The organism is Streptomyces coeruleofuscus (assembly GCF_039532725.1).
In the GTDB taxonomy this organism is placed as follows: domain Bacteria; phylum Actinomycetota; class Actinomycetes; order Streptomycetales; family Streptomycetaceae; genus Streptomyces; species Streptomyces coeruleofuscus.
Map to the genome: position 1 here is coordinate 273,105 of NZ_BAAASE010000008.1, position 16,485 is coordinate 289,589.

The window sequence follows — 16,485 nt, forward strand, 5'->3', positions numbered from 1 at the left end:
GGAGCCACCGATCATGACACGTCGTACGAAGAAGGCGATCGTCACCGTCTCCGTCCTGGCCGCCGCCGGGCTCGCGGGTGGCGGTGTCGCACTCGCCGCCGACGGTGACGAGACGCCCCGCGAGCAGGTCAGGTTCGTCGTCGAGGAGGGCACCTCGTCCGGCGGGGGCGCGGCGGGCGACGAGGACTGCCCGTGGAAGGACGGCGGCACCGCCCCGAGTGGCACCGCCCCGAGTGGCACCGCCCCGAGCGGCGGCGACCCCGCCTCGGAGCTGTGACCGTGTCCACCGCCCCGGCCGCCATGACCCCCGACGGCAAGCTCCTGGAAGAGGCCCTCTTCGAGGTCAAGCGGGTGATCGTCGGCCAGGACCGCATGGTGGAGCGGATGTTCACCGCCGTGCTGGCCCGCGGCCACTGCCTGCTGGAGGGCGTGCCGGGCGTCGCCAAGACGCTCGCCGCGAAGACCCTGGCGCACGTCGTGGGCGGACGGTTCGCCCGGCTCCAGTTCACGCCCGACCTCGTCCCCTCCGACATCACCGGCACCCGGATCTACCGGCCCTCCCAGGAGACCTTCGACATCGAACCCGGCCCGGTCATCGCCAACATCGTCCTGGCCGACGAGATCAACCGCGCCCCCGCCAAGGTCCAGTCCGCCCTGCTGGAGGTCATGGGCGAGCACCAGGTCTCCATCGGCGGCACCACGCTCCCCGTCCCCGAACCCTTCCTCGTCCTCGCCACCCAGAACCCGATCGAGTCCGAGGGCGTCTACCACCTCCCCGAGGCCCAGCGCGACCGCTTCCTGCTCAAGGTGGACGTCGCCGCGCCCAGCGAGTCCGAGGAACTCGCCATCCTCTACCGGATGAGCGTCGACCCGCCCAGGCCGCGTTGGGTCCTCACCCCCGAGCGGCTGGTCGCGCTCCAGCGGACCACCGACGAGGTGTTCGTGCACCACGCCGTCGCCGAGTACGCCGTACGGCTCGTCTGCGCGACGCGTGAACTCGCCGGGCCGGAGCGGCGGCTGGCCCACGGCGCCGGTCCGCGCGCCACCCTCGGCCTGGTCGCCGCCGCCCGCGCGCTGGCCCTGCTGCGGGGCCGCGGCTACGTCCTGCCCGAGGACGTGAGCGACCTGGCGCACGAGGTCGTCGGGCACCGACTGGTCCTCTCCTTCGACGCGCTCGCCGACGGAATGACCGGGCCGCAGATCGTCGACGAGGTGCTCGCCTCGGTGGAACGGCCGCGGATCAGCCCTCGTCAGGCGGCCGAGGAGGCGGCGGCATGACCCCGGCTCTGGGCGAACTGACCCCCGAGCAGGCGCTGCGGCACCTGGAGCTGCTCTTCACCCGGCACCCCGACGGCCTGCTCCAGGGCGACCACCCGTCCCTCGTGCCGGGGCCCGGCGACGAGGTCGCGGAGACCCGGCCGTACGTCATCGGTGACGACGTCCGCCGGATGGACTGGAACGCCACCGCCCGCACCACCGTCCCGCACGTCCGCCTCACCCTCGCCGACCGCGAACTCACCACCTGGATCGTCCTCGACGCCTCCGCCAGCATGGACTTCGGCACCGCCCGGATGGAGAAACGGGACCTCGCGGTGGGCGCGGCGGCCGCCGTCGCCTTCCTCACCGAACGGGCCGGCAACCGCCTCGGCGCCGTCTTCGCCGGACAGGGCCCCGGGGACCATCCCCCGGGAGGCGGACCGTACGGCGGCCGGCGCATCCCGCCCCGCACCGGCCGCCGCCACCTGCTCGCGATCCTGCGGACCTCCCTCGAACGCCCGCGCGTCACCCCCGGCCCCCCGGCACACCACCTCGCCGACGCCCTCCACAGCCTGCGCGTGCTGCCCGCCCGCGGCCTGGTCGCCGTCGTCTCCGACTTCCTGGAGACCGGCTGGGAACAGCCCCTGAAGATCCTCGCGCGCCGGCACCAGGTCCTCGCCGTGGAGATCGTCGACCCGCGCGAACTGGACCTGCCGCCCGTCGGGCTGCTCACGGTCGTCGACCCGGAGACGGGACGCAGCCGCGAGGTCTCCACGCACACCCGGGGCCTGCGGGAGCGCTACGCACGGGCCGCGCTGGAGCAACGGGCACTGATCCGGCAGTCCCTCCGCGGCGCGGGCGCCGCCCATCTGCGGCTGCGCACCGACCGGGACTGGGTCCGCGACGTCGTCCGGTACGTCGAGACGCAGCGGCGCCGGGCCGGCGGCGGGACGGCATGAGGGAGGCACGATGAGTCTGCGCTCACCCGGGTGGCTCCTGCTGCTCGTGCCGCTCGCGGGCCTGGTCGCCGCGTATGTACTGGTCCAGCGCCGACGCAGCCGCTACGCCGTCCGCTTCACCAACCTCGACCTGCTCGACAAGGTCGCGCCCAGCCGGCCCGGATGGCGCCGGCACCTCCCCGCCGCCGTCTTCTGTGCCACGCTCGCGCTGCTGGTGCTGGGCTTCGCCCGGCCGACGGCCGACGTACAGGTCCCCCGGGAGCGGGCCACGATCATGATCGCCTTCGACACGTCCGGCTCCATGGAGGCCACCGACGTCGACCCCACTCGCTTCGTGGCCGCCCAGCGCGCCGCCCTCGCGTTCGTCGACCGGCTGCCCGAGCGGTTCAACACCGGACTGGTCTCCTTCAGCGGCTCGGCCACGGTCGCGGTGCCGCCGACCACCGACCGCGTGGTGCTGCGCTCGGCCATCGAGCAGCTCACCCTCGGCCAGGCCACGGCGATCGGCGACGCCGTCATCGCCGCCCGCGACGCCATCCGCGCGCTCGACCGGCAGGCCGAGTCCGAGCCACCGCCCGCGCACATCGTCCTGCTGTCCGACGGTGCCAACACCTCCGGCCGCTCGGTCGAGTCGGCGGCCGAGGAGGCGGCCGGCGACCGCATCCCGGTCTCGACGATCGCCTACGGCACCGAGGACGGCGTCGTCGACCTCGGCGGCGGCCGCATCCTCCAGGTCCCCGTCGACGGCCCGACTCTGGAGAACCTCGCCTCCCGCACCGGCGGCGACTACCACGAGGCCGCCACGGGAGAGGAACTCCAGGCGGTCTACGAGGACATCGGCAGCTCCGTCGGCTACCGCACCGAGGAGCGCGAGATCTGGCAGTGGTTCGTGGCCGCCGGCCTGGTCACGGCACTCGTGACGGCCGCGCTGTCCCTGCTGTGGTTCTCGCGGCTCCCGTGACGAAGGAGGTACGACCGTGCCCGACCCGCATCCCCGCTCCGGCCTGGGCGAGCCCCGCGGCCCGTCCTTCCTCCCGGGCCGCCCGCGCGAGCACACCGAACCCCTCGGACCACCGGCCCCACCGCCCTCCCGCACCACACAGCACCCTCCGCCCACGCGCCCGGCCCGCACCCCCCGCCCCCTGGCCGCCGCCGTTCTGGCCGCGGTCCTCGCGGGCGGTCTGGCCGGGTACGCCGCCGGGGCACTCGGCGACGACGACCCCGTACCCGCCTCCGCACCGGCCGCCCGCGCCCCGGGCGACCTCCAGGCCGTCGCCGCCCGGGTGCTGCCCAGCGTGGTCTCCGTCCGGGCGGACCGCGGCCAGGGCTCCGGATTCGTCTTCGACGAGCGGGGCCGCATCCTCACCAACGCTCATGTGGTGGAAGGCAGTTCACGCGTGTCCGTCGAGCTTCAGGACGGCCGTCGGCTCAGTGCCGAGGTGATCGGCGACGACCCCGCCCACGACGTCGCCGTACTGGAGCCGGAGACGTCCCGCGGCCTGCGCGCCGCCGACCTCGCCACCGGCACCCGCCCGGCCGTCGGCGACACCGTCCTGGCCATCGGCTCCCCGCTCGGCCTGAGCGGCACCGTCACCTCCGGCATCGTCAGCGCGCTGGACCGCTCCGTCCGGCTCGGCGAGGGCAGCGGGGGAGGACCGCGGAGGGCGCTCCAGACCGACGCCTCGATCAACCCGGGCAACTCCGGCGGACCGCTGGTCGACAACGAAGGGCGCGTCATCGGCATCAACACGGCCATCGCGACGTTGGACCAGAACAGAGGCGGCTCCATCGGCATCGGCTTCGCGATCCCCGTGGGCGACGCGGTGGAGGCCGCCCGGACCATCATCGACGGTGGCTGAAGGGGGCCGCGCCCATGCGACTGCTGGTCGTCGAGGACGAGGAAGACCTCGTCGTCGCCCTCAAGGTGGGCCTGATCAGGGCCGGCTACGCGGTCGACGCCGCCCCCGACGTCGGCACCGCCACCGAGAAGCTCACCGTGAACGACTACGACCTGGTCCTGCTGGACCTCAACCTGCCCGACGGCGACGGCTTCTCCGTCTGCCGCGCCGTCCGCGCCACCCCCGGTGGCCCCCGCATCCTGATGCTCACCGCCCGCGACCGCCTCGCCGACCGGGTACGCGGCCTCGACGAGGGCGCCGACGACTACCTCGTGAAACCCTTCGCGCTGCCCGAGCTCCTCGCCCGCATCCGCGCCCTGCTGCGCCGCGAGGACGGCGGCACCTCCGTCGTCGAGGTCGGCGAGCTCCGCCTGGACACCGCCCGCTTCGAGGCGTACCGAGGGGACCGTAGGCTCCCGCTCACCCCCAAGGAGTTCGGCGTCCTGCACTACCTGATGACCCGCCCCGGGCGTGTCGTCCCGGCCGAGGAACTGCTCGAACACGTCTGGGACGAACACGCCGACCCGTTCACCAACACCGTCCGCGTCACCGTCGGCTCGCTGCGCCGCAAGGTCACCGGGGAGGACGATCCGCTCATCGAGACGGTGATACGGCAGGGCTACCGCCTGAAGGAGACGCCGTGACGACGATGCTCCGGCCGCTCAGGACCCGGATCCGGCTGCCCGCCTTCACGCACACCATCCGCTTCCGCCTCACCGTCCTCTACTCCGGCCTCCTCTTCCTCCTCACCGCCCTCGTCCTCGGCGCCACCTACTTCGCGGTCGAGCGCAGCGGCGAGGCCCACCCGGTCAGCAAGCAGTTCCGCGCCGAGAAGTACGTCAACGGCGTCTACATGGGTCAGTTCGACGCCGTGAAGCTCCAGGAGGTCGAGGCGGCCGTCAACTACGAGACCCTCGGCAACCTGCGCAACTTCTCCTTCATCGTGCTCGGCGCGCTCGCCGTGGCCAGCCCCGTCATCGGCTGGATCCTCGCCGGACGCGCCCTGCGCCCCGTCCGCGCGATCTCCCGCACGGCAGCCGAGATCCAGGCCAACGACCTCTCCCAGCGCATCCGCCTCACCGGCCCCAAGGACGAGCTGCGCGACCTCGCCGACACCGTCGACTCCATGCTCGACCGCCTCGACGAGGCCTTCCGCGCCCAGCGCCAGCTCATCGACGACGCCTCCCACGAACTGCGCAGCCCGCTGGCGATCATCCGAGCCAACGTCGACGCCGTACTGACGGCGGAGGACTCGGGCGAGGAGGACCGCCGTACCGCCGCCCGCAGCGTCGACCGGGCCACCACCCGCATGACCCGCCTGGTCGAGGACCTGCTCGCCACCGCCCGCCGCAGCGCCCCCGCCCTCGCCGACGCCGACGTCGACCTCGCGGCGGCCGCCGGAGAGGCCTGCGAGGAGTTCGCCCCGCTCGCCGCCGAACGCGGCCAGCTCCTGCACCGCCGTCTCGCCCCCGGTCTCACGGTCATCGGCGACCACGACGCCCTGCGCCGGGCGGTGGGCAATCTGCTGTCGAACGCGGTACGGCTGGCCCCACCGGGTTCCCGCATCACCGTCGCGGCCGGCCGGGACGGCTCCTGGCTGTGGACGGCGGTACGGGACGAAGGCCCGGGGATAGGCGACGACGACCGGGCGAGGGTCTTCGACCGCTTCTGGCGGGCCAAGGGCAACGGCGGCGGCCGGGACCGCCACGCCGGCCTGGGCCTGGCGATCGTCAGACAGATCGTGGAATCGCACGGCGGCCAGGTCCGCCTGTTCTCACGGGTGGGGGAGGGCTCTACGTTCGTCCTGTGGTTCCCGGCTTCGGGGGACGGTCAGACGAATGGCGGCCCGCCGGAGAACGCGCCCCTGTAGGGGCGGGACTGCCGACCAGCCCCCACGGCCAAAGAACTACGCCGCTTCCTTCGCCTTGCTCGCGTACATGTCCACGTACTCCTGCCCGGACAACCGCATGACCTCAGTCATCACCGAGTCGGTCACGGCCCGCAGCACGTACCGGTCCCGGTCCATGCCCTCGTACCGGGAGAACTCCATGGCCTCACCGAACCGGACGGTGACCTTCCCCGGCCGGGGGAGACCCGCCCCACCCGGCTGAAGCCTGTCCGTACCGATCATCGCGAACGGCACCACCGGCGCCCCCGTCATCAGCGTGAGCCGGGCAATGCCGGTCCGGCCCCGGTAGAGACGCCCGTCGGGCGACCGCGTCCCCTCCGGGTAGATCCCGAACACGCGCCCCTCCTCCAGGACCCGGCGCCCGGTCATCAGCGCGGCGACCCCGCCCCGGCCACCGTCACGGTCGACGGGGATCATGCCGACACCGGTGAAGAACCAGGCCATCAGCCGGCCCTTGAGGCCCTTCCCGGTCACGTACTCGTCCTTGCCGATGAAGAAGACCTGACGGTCGCAGACCAGCGGCAGGATCATCGAGTCGATGAACGTCAGGTGGTTGCCGGCCAGGATGACCGGACCGTCGCCGGGAATGTGCTCCGCACCTTCCACCTGAGGGCGGAACATCAGGCGCATGATCGGGCCGAGCACTGCCTTGATGAGCGCGAAGCGGGACAACGGGCCCTCCGTGTCAAGGGATGCGGTATGAGTCTGTGCAGGTGAGGACGATACTCGGGGTTCCGGGGGTCGCGCACATCGGGCACGGGACTTAACCAAGGTCTTACGCATCGTTGACGCGTGTTTACCTGCGGTGACCCGCTGTGGGTGATCCGTAACCCGGCCGCCACATGTGACGGACGTCGCTCCCCGGACGTATCGGACGCGTTCCCAGAACCGCCGCACCGAATCGCCGGGACGTGACGGACCCGGCGAGTCGCCGACGAGCCGTCAGTTCCTCGCTCCCACCAGCCACTACGACATCCGACGTCACCCACGTGTTCCGCCCGGCGTCTCCCACCCGTCATGTACGCGCCCGTACGATCGGCCCGCACTGACGAGCCGACGGCAGGGAGGGCGCTCATGGGAACGCAGAGGCCGAACGAGGAGACGAGCGGAACGGGACGGCGGGCCCTGCTCGGCGCGGCGGTCCTCGGCGCCGGGGGAGCGGTCCTCGGCATGACCGGCACGGCGAGAGCCGACAGCGCCCGGCGCGGCGGGCACGGCGGGCATGGCGGGCTGAAGAGCCTGCCCAAGCCGACGATCGTCGGCCACCGCGGGGCCAGCGGCTACCGCCCGGAGCACACCTTCGGCTCGTACCAGCTGGCCCTCGACATGGGTGCCGACATCGTCGAGGCGGGCGACCTGGTGCCGACGAAGGACGGTCACCTCGTCTGCCGGCACGAGCCGGAGATCGGCGGCACCACGGACGTCGCCGACCACCCCGAGTTCGCCGACCGCAAGAAGACCAAGCTCCTCGACGGCGTCTCCACCACCGGCTGGTTCACCGAGGACTTCACGCTCACCGAGCTGAAGACCCTGCGGGCGATCGAGCGCATCCCGGCCAACCGCCCGCACAACACCCTCTACAACGGCCGCTGGGAGATCCCCACCTTCGAAGAGGTCCTGAAGTGGCAGGACGAGCAGACCCGCAAGCGCGGCAAGCAGGTGTGGATCTACCCCGAGCTCAAGCACCCCACCTACTTCCGCAAGCAGGGCCTCCCCCTGGAGGAGCGGGTCGCCAAGCTGCTGCGCAAGTACCGCAAGGACCGGCGCACCTCCCCGGTCATCCTCCAGTCCTTCGAGCCGACCAGCATCGAGCGCCTCGACCAGCTCGTCGACAACCCCTTGGTCGTCCTGCTGTCCTCGGCGGACACCCGCCCCTGGGACTTCGTCGAGACGGGCGACCCCCGCACGGTCGCCGACCTGGTCAAGCCCGCCGGCCTGCGGGAGATCGCCTCCTACGCGCAGGGCATCGGCCCGACCCTCGACCTGATCGTCCCGCGCGACGCCAAGGGCAATCTCACGCAGCCCACGACGCTCGTCGCGGACGCGCACAAGGCGGGCCTGATCCTGCACCCGTGGACGCTGCGCAACGAGAACCCCTTCCTGCCCGCGAACTTCCGCAAGGGCACCGACGCGGACGCCTACGGTGACGTGTTCGGCGCGTACAAGGCCTACTTCGCGACCGGTATCGACGGCGTCTTCACGGACCAGCCCGACACGGGCGTGCTGGCCCGCGAGGACTTCGTCAGCGGCTGAGCGTCAACATGTGAGCCCACACCCCCCGGTCGAGTGAGCTTCGGCTGCCCGGGCAACCCGTGGCCCGGGCGGCCGCGTCGCTCCGCATATGACGCATGACCTGGTCACCGCGCTCCGCCCGCTGCTCACGGCCGAGGCCTCCGCGGAGGCATATGCCGCCGGGGCCGAGCCGGGCGACCTGGAGCAGGCGGTCTGGCTCCGCCTGCTGGAGCGCGTCGACGCCGAGGGGCCGCCGCCCGACCCGCACCAATGGCTCCGCCGGGCCGTCCGCTCGGAAGCGCGCCGCACCCGCCGTACGAGCCGCCTCGAACGGCCGTACGGCGTCGAACCCGCTGATGACGGAGACCGCGGCCCCGAGCAGCTCGCCCTCGCCGCCGCCCGCGGCCGTGCCCTGCGCGCGGCCGTACGCCGCCTCCCGGGCCGCTGCCCCCGGCTGGTGGAGGCCCTGCTCTCTCCCGAGGACCTGACATACCGGGAAATCGCAGGGGAGTTGGGTATCTCACAGGGGAGTCTTGGTCCGGAACGTTCCAGATGCCTGGGATGTCTGCGCAGATTGCTCACACCGGAGGTTGCGGCCCGCTGAGGAGGGGGATAGGAGTGAGGAACGACAGGTGATCAGATGAGCGGGAGGCGTGCGCACATGGGCATGAGCGTGACCATCTCTGCGGCGACCGAGCAGGACGCGGAGCAGATCTTCAGGCTGCAATACCTGTGCTTCCAGACGGAGGCGGCGCTGTACGGCAACTACCGCATCGACCCGCTCGTCCAAACCCTCGACTCGGTCCGCGAGGAGGTCGCCCGCGACTGCGTCTTCGTGGCCCGGCTCGGCGAGGAGGTCGTCGGCTCGGTCCGCGGCTCGGTGACCGAGGACGGCGCCGCCGCCATCGGCAAGCTCTGCGTCCACCCCCGCCTCCAGGGCCACGGCATCGGCGCCCGCCTCCTCAGGGCGGCCGAATCGGCCCTCGCGGACCAGCACGGCGCCAAGCGCTTCCGCCTCCACACCGGTCACCGCAGCGAGGGCCACCTCCGCCTCTACCGCAAGGTGGGCTACGAAACGGTGGGCACGTCCCAGGGCGCGGACGGCATCCCGATGATCGTCCTGGAGAAGCCGGCGGGCGCGTACGCAGCGACAGCTTGATGGCTTAATTCAGGGCGCGGGGGAATGCGCGAGCAACCACACACGGCCCGCGGCCGCCTGATCACCTCAGGCGGCATCCCCATCCCGCGAACGCGAAGCCCGCAGCCAGTAAATCGCCGACACCGGCAACAGGATCGGGATGAACAGATAACCCATCCCGAAGTCCGACCACACGGTCGCATCCGGAAACGCCGACGGCTCGATCAACGTCCACGTCCCCACCGTCAGCACACCCACCAACTCGGCGACACAGCACGCCAGCGCAGCCTTACGCGCCGTCTCCCCGCCCCGCACCAGCGAGTACGTGATGAACCCGTACACGACACCCGCCACGGCGGACAGTGAGTACGCCAGCGGCGCCCGGTCGAACTCCGTCGCGATCTGATACGCGGACCGCGACACCGCGCCCACGACCATCACCCCGTACAGCCACACCAGCAGCGTGCCCGGCCCGCTGATCAGCCGCCGCCGGCTCACCTCAGCCTCCCCAGATGTCATAGAGCCGCACCTCCAGCACAGCCAGCACCACACCGCCGGCGGCGACCGTCACCGAACCCCACCGGGTGCGCTCCGCCAGTGACATGAACCCCGCCGCCGGGACGCACGCGAACGCCCCGAGCAGATACGCCACGAAGATCGTCGTGCCCTGCTCCGGCTTCTCGCCCCGCGCCAGCAGCACGATCCCCGCCACCAGCTGGATCAGCGTCAGCAGCGTGACCACGGCCATCCCGATGAAGTGCCAGTCCTTCGTCGGCTGGTCACGGTAGGCGGCCCAGCCGCACCAGGCGGCGAGCAGCAGCGCGGCGACGCCGGTCACCAGCGTCAGGGCATCAAGCATGCTGCGACCTTATTACGGCCGAAAAGGCCCGATGCCTGCGGCCCTGGCCGGCACCGTAGGGTCGAGGGCATGAAGATCCACGCGCACGCCCTGCTGTTCGACAACGACGGAACCCTGGTCTCCTCCCTCGCCTCGGTGGACCGCTGCTGGACGCGGTGGGCCACGGAGTACGGGATCACGGCCGAGGAGTTCGCCCGGGTCGAGCTGCACGGCCGGCCGGCCGCCGAGATAGCCGCCGACCTGCTGCCCGCCGACGTCGTGCCGGAGGCCGTCGCGCGGATCGAGGACCTGGAGGTGGAGGACGTGCCCAACGGCGGTGTGCACCTGCTGCCGGGGACCCGCGCCTTCCTCGACGCCCTGCCCGCCGAGCGCTGGGCCGTCGTCACCTCCGCCACCAGGCGGCTGGCCGAGGCCCGGCTCGACGCCGTCGGCATCCTGCCCAAGACGCTCGTCGCCGCCGACGACGTCACCCGCGGCAAGCCCGCCCCCGAGCCCTACCTGCTCGCCGCCCGCACCCTCGGCGTCGACCCCGCCCGGTGCGTCGTCTTCGAGGACGCCCCCGCGGGTCTGACGGCCGGCCGGGCCGCCGGCATGACCACCGTGGCGTTGGCCACAACCCACCAGGCCGACGAGCTCCAGGCCGATCTGGTGGTCGAGAACCTGTCGGCCTTGTCCGCACTGGTCACCGAGCAGGGTGTGGAGATCTCCCTCCGAGGCTGACGGGATCCGGTCGTGTCCGGACCCTGTCCACCACTGTCCAGCATCCGGACAGCGACGGCCGGTCAGGACCGTACGCGTGTTTTACTGACGGCATGACCACGACGAGCGACCGCATCCCCGCGACCGAGGCGACCATGACGCCCGGTGCTCGTTGTATGTGTCGAATGTGCGCCTTCTAGAGGGCCCCCGCACCACCCCCTGAGCTCGCGCCCCGAAGCGAGACCGCGGCATGTCCGCACGCCCTGAGCCGTGCGTGACACCAAGCCGCCCGCGCACATGTTCTCTCCGGTTCCCCGCCCCAGCGAGAACCGTGTCGCGTCCCTGAACGAATGCACCTGTGCCCGGGCACACCCACGCCCGCGCACTCGACAGTGACGGAAACCCACGTGATCACCACAACGGACCTGACCAAGGTCTACCGTTCGCGCGGCCGCGAGGTCACCGCCCTGGACGGCGTCGACCTGCACGTCCGCGAAGGCGAGGTGTACGGCGTCATCGGCCAGTCCGGCGCCGGCAAGTCCTCGCTGATCCGCTGCGTCAACCTCCTGGAGCGCCCCACCTCCGGCACCGTGACGGTCGCCGGACAGGACCTCACCGGCCTGGCCGGCCGCGGCTCACGCGCCGGAAGGGAACTGCGGCAGGCGCGCAGCCGGATCGGCATGGTCTTCCAGCACTTCAACCTGCTGTCCTCCCGGACCGTCCAGGACAACGTCGAACTGCCGCTGGAGATCCTCGGCAAGTCCGGCAGGGAACGCTCCCGCAAGGCACTGGAGCTGCTCGACCTGGTCGGCCTCGCCGACAAGGCGGGCGCCTACCCGGCCCAGCTCTCCGGTGGCCAGAAGCAGCGCGTCGGCATCGCCCGCGCCCTGGCCGGCGACCCGAAGGTGCTGCTGTCCGACGAGGCCACCAGCGCCCTCGACCCGGAGACCACCCGCTCGATCCTGACGCTGCTGCGCGACCTGAACCGGCAACTCGGCCTGACCGTCCTGCTCATCACGCACGAGATGGACGTCGTGAAGTCGGTCTGCGACTCGGCCGCGCTCATGGAGAACGGGCGCATCGTCGAGTCGGGCACCGTCAGCGAACTGCTCGCCACTCCCGGCTCCGAACTGGCCGCCGCGCTGTTCCCGCTCGACGGCGAGGCCTCCGGCGAGGACCGCACCGTCGTCGACGTCACCTTCCAGGGCGAGAGCGCGACCCAGCCCGTCATCTCGCAGCTCGCCCGCACCTACAACATCGACATATCGATTCTCGGTGCGGCCATCGACACCGTCGGCGGCCTCCAGGTCGGCCGGATGCGCATCGAACTGCCCGGCCGCTACGAGGACAACGTCGTACCGATCGGCTTCCTGCGCGAAAAGGGCCTCCAGATCGACGTCCCGGGCCGCGAGTCCGTACTGGTGAAGGAGGGTGTCAAGTGACCTGGTCCGAAATGCAGCCCCTGCTGGAGCAGGCGTGTTGGGACACGCTCTACATGGTCGGCTGGTCCACGCTCATCGCCGTCGTCGGCGGACTGCCGCTCGGGATCCTGCTGGTCCTGACCGACCGCGGCGGGCTGCTCCAGAACGTCGTCGCCAACAAGGTCATCGGGCAGATCGTGAACATCGCCCGCTCTCTGCCCTTCATCATCCTGATGGTCGCGCTGATGACCTTCACCCGCTGGATCACCGGCACGACCATCGGCCGCGAGGCCGCCATCGTGCCGCTCGCCGTCGGCGCCATCCCCTTCTTCGCGCGCCTGGTCGAGACGGCCGTCCGCGAAGTGGACCACGGGCTCGTCGAGGCCGTGCAGGCCATGGGCGGCAACACCTGGACCGTCGTCCGCAAGGTCCTCGTCCCCGAGTCCCTGCCGTCGCTGATCTCCAGCACCACGACCACGGTCGTCGCGCTCATCGGCTACTCCGCGATGGCGGGCACCGTCGGCGCCGGCGGCCTCGGCGACATCGCCATCCGCTACGGCTACCAGCGCTTCGAGACCCAGATGATGTGGATCACCGTCGCGATCCTCGCCGTCGTCATCTCGGTCATCCAGTTCGCCGGCGACTACGCGGCCCGCTCCCTGCACCGCCGCGGCGCCCACTCGGGTCCCGCCCCGAAACTGCGGCTGCTCAAAGCCGCCTCCTGAACCCCCCGTTCACCCACAACGGGGCCGCACCACCCGCAAGGCCATAAGGAAAGGCACTTTTCGTGCGTAACACCGCCAAGATCACCACCGCCGTCCTCGCCGCCGGAGCCCTCACCCTCGGGCTCAGCGCTTGCGGCGCGGGCAAGGACGCCTCCGACACCTCCGGCCCGCTGATCGTCGCCGCGAGCCCTGTCCCGCACGGCGAGATCCTCAACTTCGTCAAGGACAACCTGGCGAAGAAGGAGGGCCTCGACCTGGAGGTCAAGGAGTTCACCGACTACACCTCGCAGAACCCCGCGACGCAGGACGGCTCCGTCGGCGCCAACTACTTCCAGAACAAGCCGTACCTCGACGACTACAACAAGAAGAACGGCACCGACATCGTGCCCGTCGTCACGGTCCACCTGGAGCCGCTCGGCCTCTACTCCCGCAAGGCCGAGAAGGCCGACGACCTGAAGAGCGGTGCGACCGTCGCCGTCCCCAACGACACGGTCAACGAGGCCCGCGCGCTCAAGCTTCTCGCCGCCCACGGGCTCATCACCCTCAAGGACGGCGCCGGCAACGAGGCGACCCCGTCCGACATCACCAAGAACCCCAAGAACCTCAAGTTCAAGGAGCTGGAGGCGGCCCAGACGCCGCGCTCCCTCGACGACGTGGACGCCGCCGTCGTCAACGGCAACTACGCCATCGAGTCCGACCTCGAGCCGTCGAAGGACGCCCTCGTCCTGGAGTCCCCGAAGAACAACCCGTACGGCAACTTCCTCGCCGTGAAGAAGGGCCAGGAGAACGACCCGCGGGTGAAGAAGCTCGCGAAGCTCCTCACCTCGCCCGAGGTGAAGAAGTTCATCCAGGACAAGTACGCCGACGGCTCCGTGCTCGCCTCCTTCTGAGCCCGCGCCCGGCACCCGTCACGCACGGGGTCCTCCCTCACCCGGTGGGGAGGACCCCGTGGTGCGGATCAGTGCTTTCATGCTGCATGCTGGGCAGTTCAGCAGGCCCTGAAGGTTCACCGAAGGTAACGGAGCGGCGCATGACGAGCACCTTTCCCAACGTCTCCATCAGCACGGAGCGGTTGGTCCTGCGTCCCTTCGAGGAGCCGGACATCCAGTCGTTCGCCGACATGATGAACGACGAGCTCGTCACCGCCTGGACCTCCGTCCCGCAGCCCTACACCGAGGTCCACGCCCGCGCCTGGATCACCGAACAGGCCCCCGCCGAACGGGCCGAGGGCCGCGGCATCGTCTTCGCCGTCACCGAGTTCCTCACCCAGCGCCTCGTCGGCGTCGTCCACCTCCGGAACACCGACTGGCGGATCCGCTCCAGCGAGATCTCCTACGTCATCGCCCCCTGGGCCCGCGGCGAGGGCTACGCCTCCGAGGCGGCGCTCATCACCGCGCAGTGGCTCTTCAACGACCAGAAGTTCGAGCGCCTCGAGCTGCGCACCCCGGCCGACAACACCGCCTCCCAGCAGGTGGCCCAGAAGATCGGCTGCATCAGCGAGGGAGTGCTGCGCGGCGCCTGGATAGCCCGGGCACGGACGGACGACGGCGAGTGGACCGAGGTCCGCACCGACCTGATCGTCTGGAGCCTGCTCCCCGAGGACCTCGAAGGCGTGGGCGACCAGCTGCCCGGCGGCTTCACGTCCTTCGGCGACTGGAACTGACTCCGGCGACCGGAACCGACCGGAACGGACACCGTGCGCGACGGCACCGACGCCCCCTCCGCCGGCTTCAGCGGGTAGTCTCACGGAGCCCGCCCGCGGGCACCTCACCACACGGCACACAGACGACCTGCGAAAACCCTGGAGACTGACGACGATGGCCGACCGGGTCACGGTGATCGGCTGGGACGGTTCGCCGCTGACCGCCGCGGCACGCGCCGCCCTGGGTGCCGCCACGCTCGTGGCGGGTGCAGCCCACCACCTGGCGCTCCCGGAGGTACCCGCCGGCGCCGAGCGCATCCGCCTCGGCAGCGTCGCCCTCGCCGCCCGCCGCATCGCCGCCCACCGCGGCACGGCCGTCGTGCTCGCCGACGGCGACCCCGGCTTCTTCGGCGTCGTCCGCACCCTGCGCGCTCCCGAGTTCGGCCTCGAAGTAGAGGTCGTCCCCGCCGTCTCCTCCGTCGCCGCCGCCTTCGCCCGCGCCGGCATGCCCTGGGACGACGCACAGGTGGTCGTCGCACACCGCCGCACCCTGCGCCGCGCGGTGAATGTATGCCGCGCCCACACCAAGGTGGCAGTCCTCACCTCGCCCGGCGCCGGCCCCGCCGAACTCGGCCTGCTCCTCGAAGGAGTCCACCGCACCTTCGTCATCTGCGAGGAACTGGGCACCGCACACGAGCGGGTCAGCGTCGTCACCTCCGAGAAGGCCGCCGACCACACCTGGCGCGACCCGAACGTCGTCATCGTCCTCGGCGGCCCGGTCGGCACCGCGGGGGAGACCGGCGGCTGGATCGCCGGCCGCGACCCGTCCGCCGGACCACGCGGCTGGTCCCTGCCCGCCGAGGCGTACGGAGGTGACCTCGGCGAGGGCGAGACCCAACTGCTGCGCGCCTCCCAACTCGCCCGCCTCGGGCCCCGTATCGGCGACCTCGTGTGGGACATCGGCTGCGGCAGCGGTGCCTTCGCCGTCGAGGCCGCGCGCGCCGGCGCCGCCGTCATCGCCGTCGACAGCGACCGGGCGGCCTGCGCCCGCACCGACGCGGCCGCCCGCCGCCTCGGCGTCCAGCTCCAGATCGTGCACGGCACCGCCCCGCACGTCCTGGAGAACCTCCCCGAACCCGACGTCGTCCGCGTCGCCGGCGGGGGAGCGGCCGTCGTCTCGGCCGTCGCGGACCGCCGCCCGCAGCGCATCGTCACGCACGCCGCGACCCGGGACGCGGCCGAACTCGTCGGCCGGGACCTGACGGAGCACGGATACGGCGTCGAGTGCGCCCTGCTCCAGTCCGTCGAACTCGACACCCGGGTCTGGACGGAGAAGGAACGGAGCGTCGCGTTCCTGCTCAGCGGGGTGCTTCCCCGGCGCAGCGCCTGATCCCGCCGCCGTCCCCGTGATCGGGTTGTCGTACTGCGCGCGGTAGGCTGGCCGATCGCTGCACCGCACGCGGACGTCCGGCAGATCGTCGGTCAATGTCCGGAAAGCCCGCCCGTTTTGGGGTGAGTGTGGTACGGCAGAACCGGAGGACGCGCAACGTGGCGCAGTCCACAGCGGAACCGTCGCGGATCAACGTGCCGTGACGGTGGTTGGGCCGCAACAATGCCAGTGAGTGGCTTTGTCGCCTTTTACAGGCGGGCCGTTCGTGCCGCTGGGGACGCACGCTCGTTCTTCACTGTGGGGCGGTCGGTGCGCCGTTCCGGGTGAGCTGGTCGTAGGAGCACTAACCGATGGGC

Annotated in this window: 18 protein-coding genes and 1 pseudogene; 16 read left to right on the forward strand and 3 right to left on the reverse strand. The window is 71.5% G+C overall.

All coding sequences use genetic code 11. The annotated features are described in order from the left end of the window. The first annotated feature begins 13 nt into the window (after nucleotides 1-13). From ABFX81_RS29790 to ABFX81_RS29820, 7 genes and pseudogenes are all read left to right on the forward strand, one after another. Nucleotides 14-277: a hypothetical protein gene (locus ABFX81_RS29790; RefSeq protein WP_086853486.1), complete on the forward strand. Its 264-nt coding sequence runs from the start codon at nucleotides 14-16 to the stop codon at nucleotides 275-277. A gap of 2 nt (nucleotides 278-279) precedes the next feature. Continuing rightward, nucleotides 280-1,278, forward strand: coding sequence for an AAA family ATPase (locus tag ABFX81_RS29795; protein WP_346138918.1), 999 nt, complete (start codon nucleotides 280-282; stop codon nucleotides 1,276-1,278). Further along, the gene (locus ABFX81_RS29800) at nucleotides 1,275-2,216 is read left to right on the forward strand and encodes a DUF58 domain-containing protein (RefSeq protein WP_086853488.1); all 942 of its coding nucleotides are present in this window, start codon (nucleotides 1,275-1,277) and stop codon (nucleotides 2,214-2,216) included. Before ABFX81_RS29795 ends, ABFX81_RS29800 begins: the two co-directional genes overlap by 4 nt. 10 nt (nucleotides 2,217-2,226) lie before the next feature. Beyond that, nucleotides 2,227-3,177: a VWA domain-containing protein gene (locus tag ABFX81_RS29805; protein WP_086853490.1), complete on the forward strand. Its 951-nt coding sequence runs from the start codon at nucleotides 2,227-2,229 to the stop codon at nucleotides 3,175-3,177. 16 nt (nucleotides 3,178-3,193) lie between these two features. Further along, entirely contained in the window at nucleotides 3,194-4,075 is an 882-nt protein-coding gene (locus ABFX81_RS29810; RefSeq protein WP_346138919.1) for a S1C family serine protease, read from the forward strand. Nucleotides 4,076-4,089: 14 nt separating this feature from the next. Next, a complete protein-coding gene (locus tag ABFX81_RS29815; protein WP_086854281.1) occupies nucleotides 4,090-4,758 on the forward strand; it encodes a response regulator in 669 nt (222 codons plus the stop codon). Between the two features lie 5 nt (nucleotides 4,759-4,763). After that, nucleotides 4,764-5,978, forward strand: a pseudogene (locus ABFX81_RS29820) (sensor histidine kinase); the annotation flags it as partial. Between the two features lie 42 nt (nucleotides 5,979-6,020). Here the strand turns inward: ABFX81_RS29820 and ABFX81_RS29825 are convergent. Next, nucleotides 6,021-6,695 (reverse strand): 1-acyl-sn-glycerol-3-phosphate acyltransferase, encoded by a 675-nt coding sequence (locus ABFX81_RS29825; protein ID WP_086854280.1) that lies wholly within the window; start codon nucleotides 6,693-6,695, stop codon nucleotides 6,021-6,023. Nucleotides 6,696-7,097: 402 nt separating this feature from the next. On the opposite strand from ABFX81_RS29825, the gene ABFX81_RS29830 reads away from it, so the two are divergent. The 3 genes from ABFX81_RS29830 (at nucleotide 7,098) to ABFX81_RS29840 (ending at nucleotide 9,414) form a co-directional block, all read left to right on the forward strand. Then, the gene (locus ABFX81_RS29830) at nucleotides 7,098-8,276 is read left to right on the forward strand and encodes a glycerophosphodiester phosphodiesterase family protein (RefSeq protein WP_086854279.1); all 1,179 of its coding nucleotides are present in this window, start codon (nucleotides 7,098-7,100) and stop codon (nucleotides 8,274-8,276) included. Nucleotides 8,277-8,364: 88 nt separating this feature from the next. Further along, a complete protein-coding gene (locus ABFX81_RS29835) occupies nucleotides 8,365-8,859 on the forward strand; it encodes a sigma-70 family RNA polymerase sigma factor (RefSeq protein WP_086854278.1) in 495 nt (164 codons plus the stop codon). A 57-nt stretch (nucleotides 8,860-8,916) separates the two neighbouring features. Next, nucleotides 8,917-9,414, forward strand: a complete 498-nt coding sequence (locus ABFX81_RS29840) for a GNAT family N-acetyltransferase (protein ID WP_086854277.1) — start codon at nucleotides 8,917-8,919, stop codon at nucleotides 9,412-9,414. A gap of 66 nt (nucleotides 9,415-9,480) precedes the next feature. Here the strand turns inward: ABFX81_RS29840 and ABFX81_RS29845 are convergent, their stop codons facing one another. Together ABFX81_RS29845 and ABFX81_RS29850 are read right to left on the reverse strand one after the other, a co-directional pair. Next, nucleotides 9,481-9,912 carry a hypothetical protein gene (locus ABFX81_RS29845; protein WP_086854276.1) on the reverse strand — a complete coding sequence of 144 codons (432 nt, stop codon included), beginning with the start codon at nucleotides 9,910-9,912 and terminating at the stop codon, nucleotides 9,481-9,483. Beyond that, nucleotides 9,893-10,252, reverse strand: a complete 360-nt coding sequence (locus tag ABFX81_RS29850) for a hypothetical protein (RefSeq protein WP_059422850.1) — start codon at nucleotides 10,250-10,252, stop codon at nucleotides 9,893-9,895. Before ABFX81_RS29850 ends, ABFX81_RS29845 begins: the two co-directional genes overlap by 20 nt. Nucleotides 10,253-10,321: 69 nt before the next feature. On the opposite strand from ABFX81_RS29850, the gene ABFX81_RS29855 reads away from it, so the two are divergent. From ABFX81_RS29855 to cbiE, 6 genes are all read left to right on the forward strand, one after another. Further along, nucleotides 10,322-10,972, forward strand: coding sequence for an HAD family hydrolase (locus tag ABFX81_RS29855; protein ID WP_346138920.1), 651 nt, complete (start codon nucleotides 10,322-10,324; stop codon nucleotides 10,970-10,972). Nucleotides 10,973-11,358: 386 nt separating this feature from the next. After that, nucleotides 11,359-12,393 carry a methionine ABC transporter ATP-binding protein gene (locus ABFX81_RS29860; RefSeq protein ID WP_346138921.1) on the forward strand — a complete coding sequence of 345 codons (1,035 nt, stop codon included), beginning with the start codon at nucleotides 11,359-11,361 and terminating at the stop codon, nucleotides 12,391-12,393. Beyond that, nucleotides 12,390-13,097, forward strand: coding sequence for a methionine ABC transporter permease (locus ABFX81_RS29865; RefSeq protein WP_086853799.1), 708 nt, complete (start codon nucleotides 12,390-12,392; stop codon nucleotides 13,095-13,097). Before ABFX81_RS29860 ends, ABFX81_RS29865 begins: the two co-directional genes overlap by 4 nt. A gap of 62 nt (nucleotides 13,098-13,159) precedes the next feature. Then, nucleotides 13,160-13,987 (forward strand): MetQ/NlpA family ABC transporter substrate-binding protein, encoded by an 828-nt coding sequence (locus tag ABFX81_RS29870; RefSeq protein ID WP_086853797.1) that lies wholly within the window; start codon nucleotides 13,160-13,162, stop codon nucleotides 13,985-13,987. Between the two features lie 140 nt (nucleotides 13,988-14,127). After that, on the forward strand, nucleotides 14,128-14,760 hold the full coding sequence (locus ABFX81_RS29875; protein ID WP_086853795.1) for a GNAT family N-acetyltransferase: 633 nt from the start codon (nucleotides 14,128-14,130) through the stop codon (nucleotides 14,758-14,760). Between the two features lie 154 nt (nucleotides 14,761-14,914). Next, complete coding sequence (gene cbiE / locus ABFX81_RS29880; protein ID WP_086853793.1) at nucleotides 14,915-16,129, forward strand: precorrin-6y C5,15-methyltransferase (decarboxylating) subunit CbiE; 1,215 nt, start codon at nucleotides 14,915-14,917, stop codon at nucleotides 16,127-16,129. Nucleotides 16,130-16,485: the final 356 nt, after the last annotated feature.

Excerpts from the sequence above, each read along its gene's own strand:
- ABFX81_RS29790 (WP_086853486.1), top strand. The coding sequence starts at position 14 with ATGACACGTCGTACGAAGAAGGCGATCGTCACCGTCTCCGTCCTGGCC.
- ABFX81_RS29800 (WP_086853488.1), top strand. The coding sequence starts at position 1,275 with ATGACCCCGGCTCTGGGCGAACTGACCCCCGAGCAGGCGCTGCGGCAC.
- ABFX81_RS29805 (WP_086853490.1), top strand. The coding sequence starts at position 2,227 with ATGAGTCTGCGCTCACCCGGGTGGCTCCTGCTGCTCGTGCCGCTCGCG.
- ABFX81_RS29815 (WP_086854281.1), top strand. The coding sequence starts at position 4,090 with ATGCGACTGCTGGTCGTCGAGGACGAGGAAGACCTCGTCGTCGCCCTC.
- ABFX81_RS29830 (WP_086854279.1), top strand. The coding sequence starts at position 7,098 with ATGGGAACGCAGAGGCCGAACGAGGAGACGAGCGGAACGGGACGGCGG.
- ABFX81_RS29835 (WP_086854278.1), top strand. The coding sequence starts at position 8,365 with ATGACGCATGACCTGGTCACCGCGCTCCGCCCGCTGCTCACGGCCGAG.
- ABFX81_RS29840 (WP_086854277.1), top strand. The coding sequence starts at position 8,917 with ATGGGCATGAGCGTGACCATCTCTGCGGCGACCGAGCAGGACGCGGAG.
- ABFX81_RS29845 (WP_086854276.1), bottom strand. The coding sequence starts at position 9,912 with ATGACATCTGGGGAGGCTGAGGTGAGCCGGCGGCGGCTGATCAGCGGG.
- ABFX81_RS29850 (WP_059422850.1), bottom strand. The coding sequence starts at position 10,252 with ATGCTTGATGCCCTGACGCTGGTGACCGGCGTCGCCGCGCTGCTGCTC.
- ABFX81_RS29855 (WP_346138920.1), top strand. The coding sequence starts at position 10,322 with ATGAAGATCCACGCGCACGCCCTGCTGTTCGACAACGACGGAACCCTG.
- ABFX81_RS29875 (WP_086853795.1), top strand. The coding sequence starts at position 14,128 with ATGACGAGCACCTTTCCCAACGTCTCCATCAGCACGGAGCGGTTGGTC.
- cbiE (WP_086853793.1), top strand. The coding sequence starts at position 14,915 with ATGGCCGACCGGGTCACGGTGATCGGCTGGGACGGTTCGCCGCTGACC.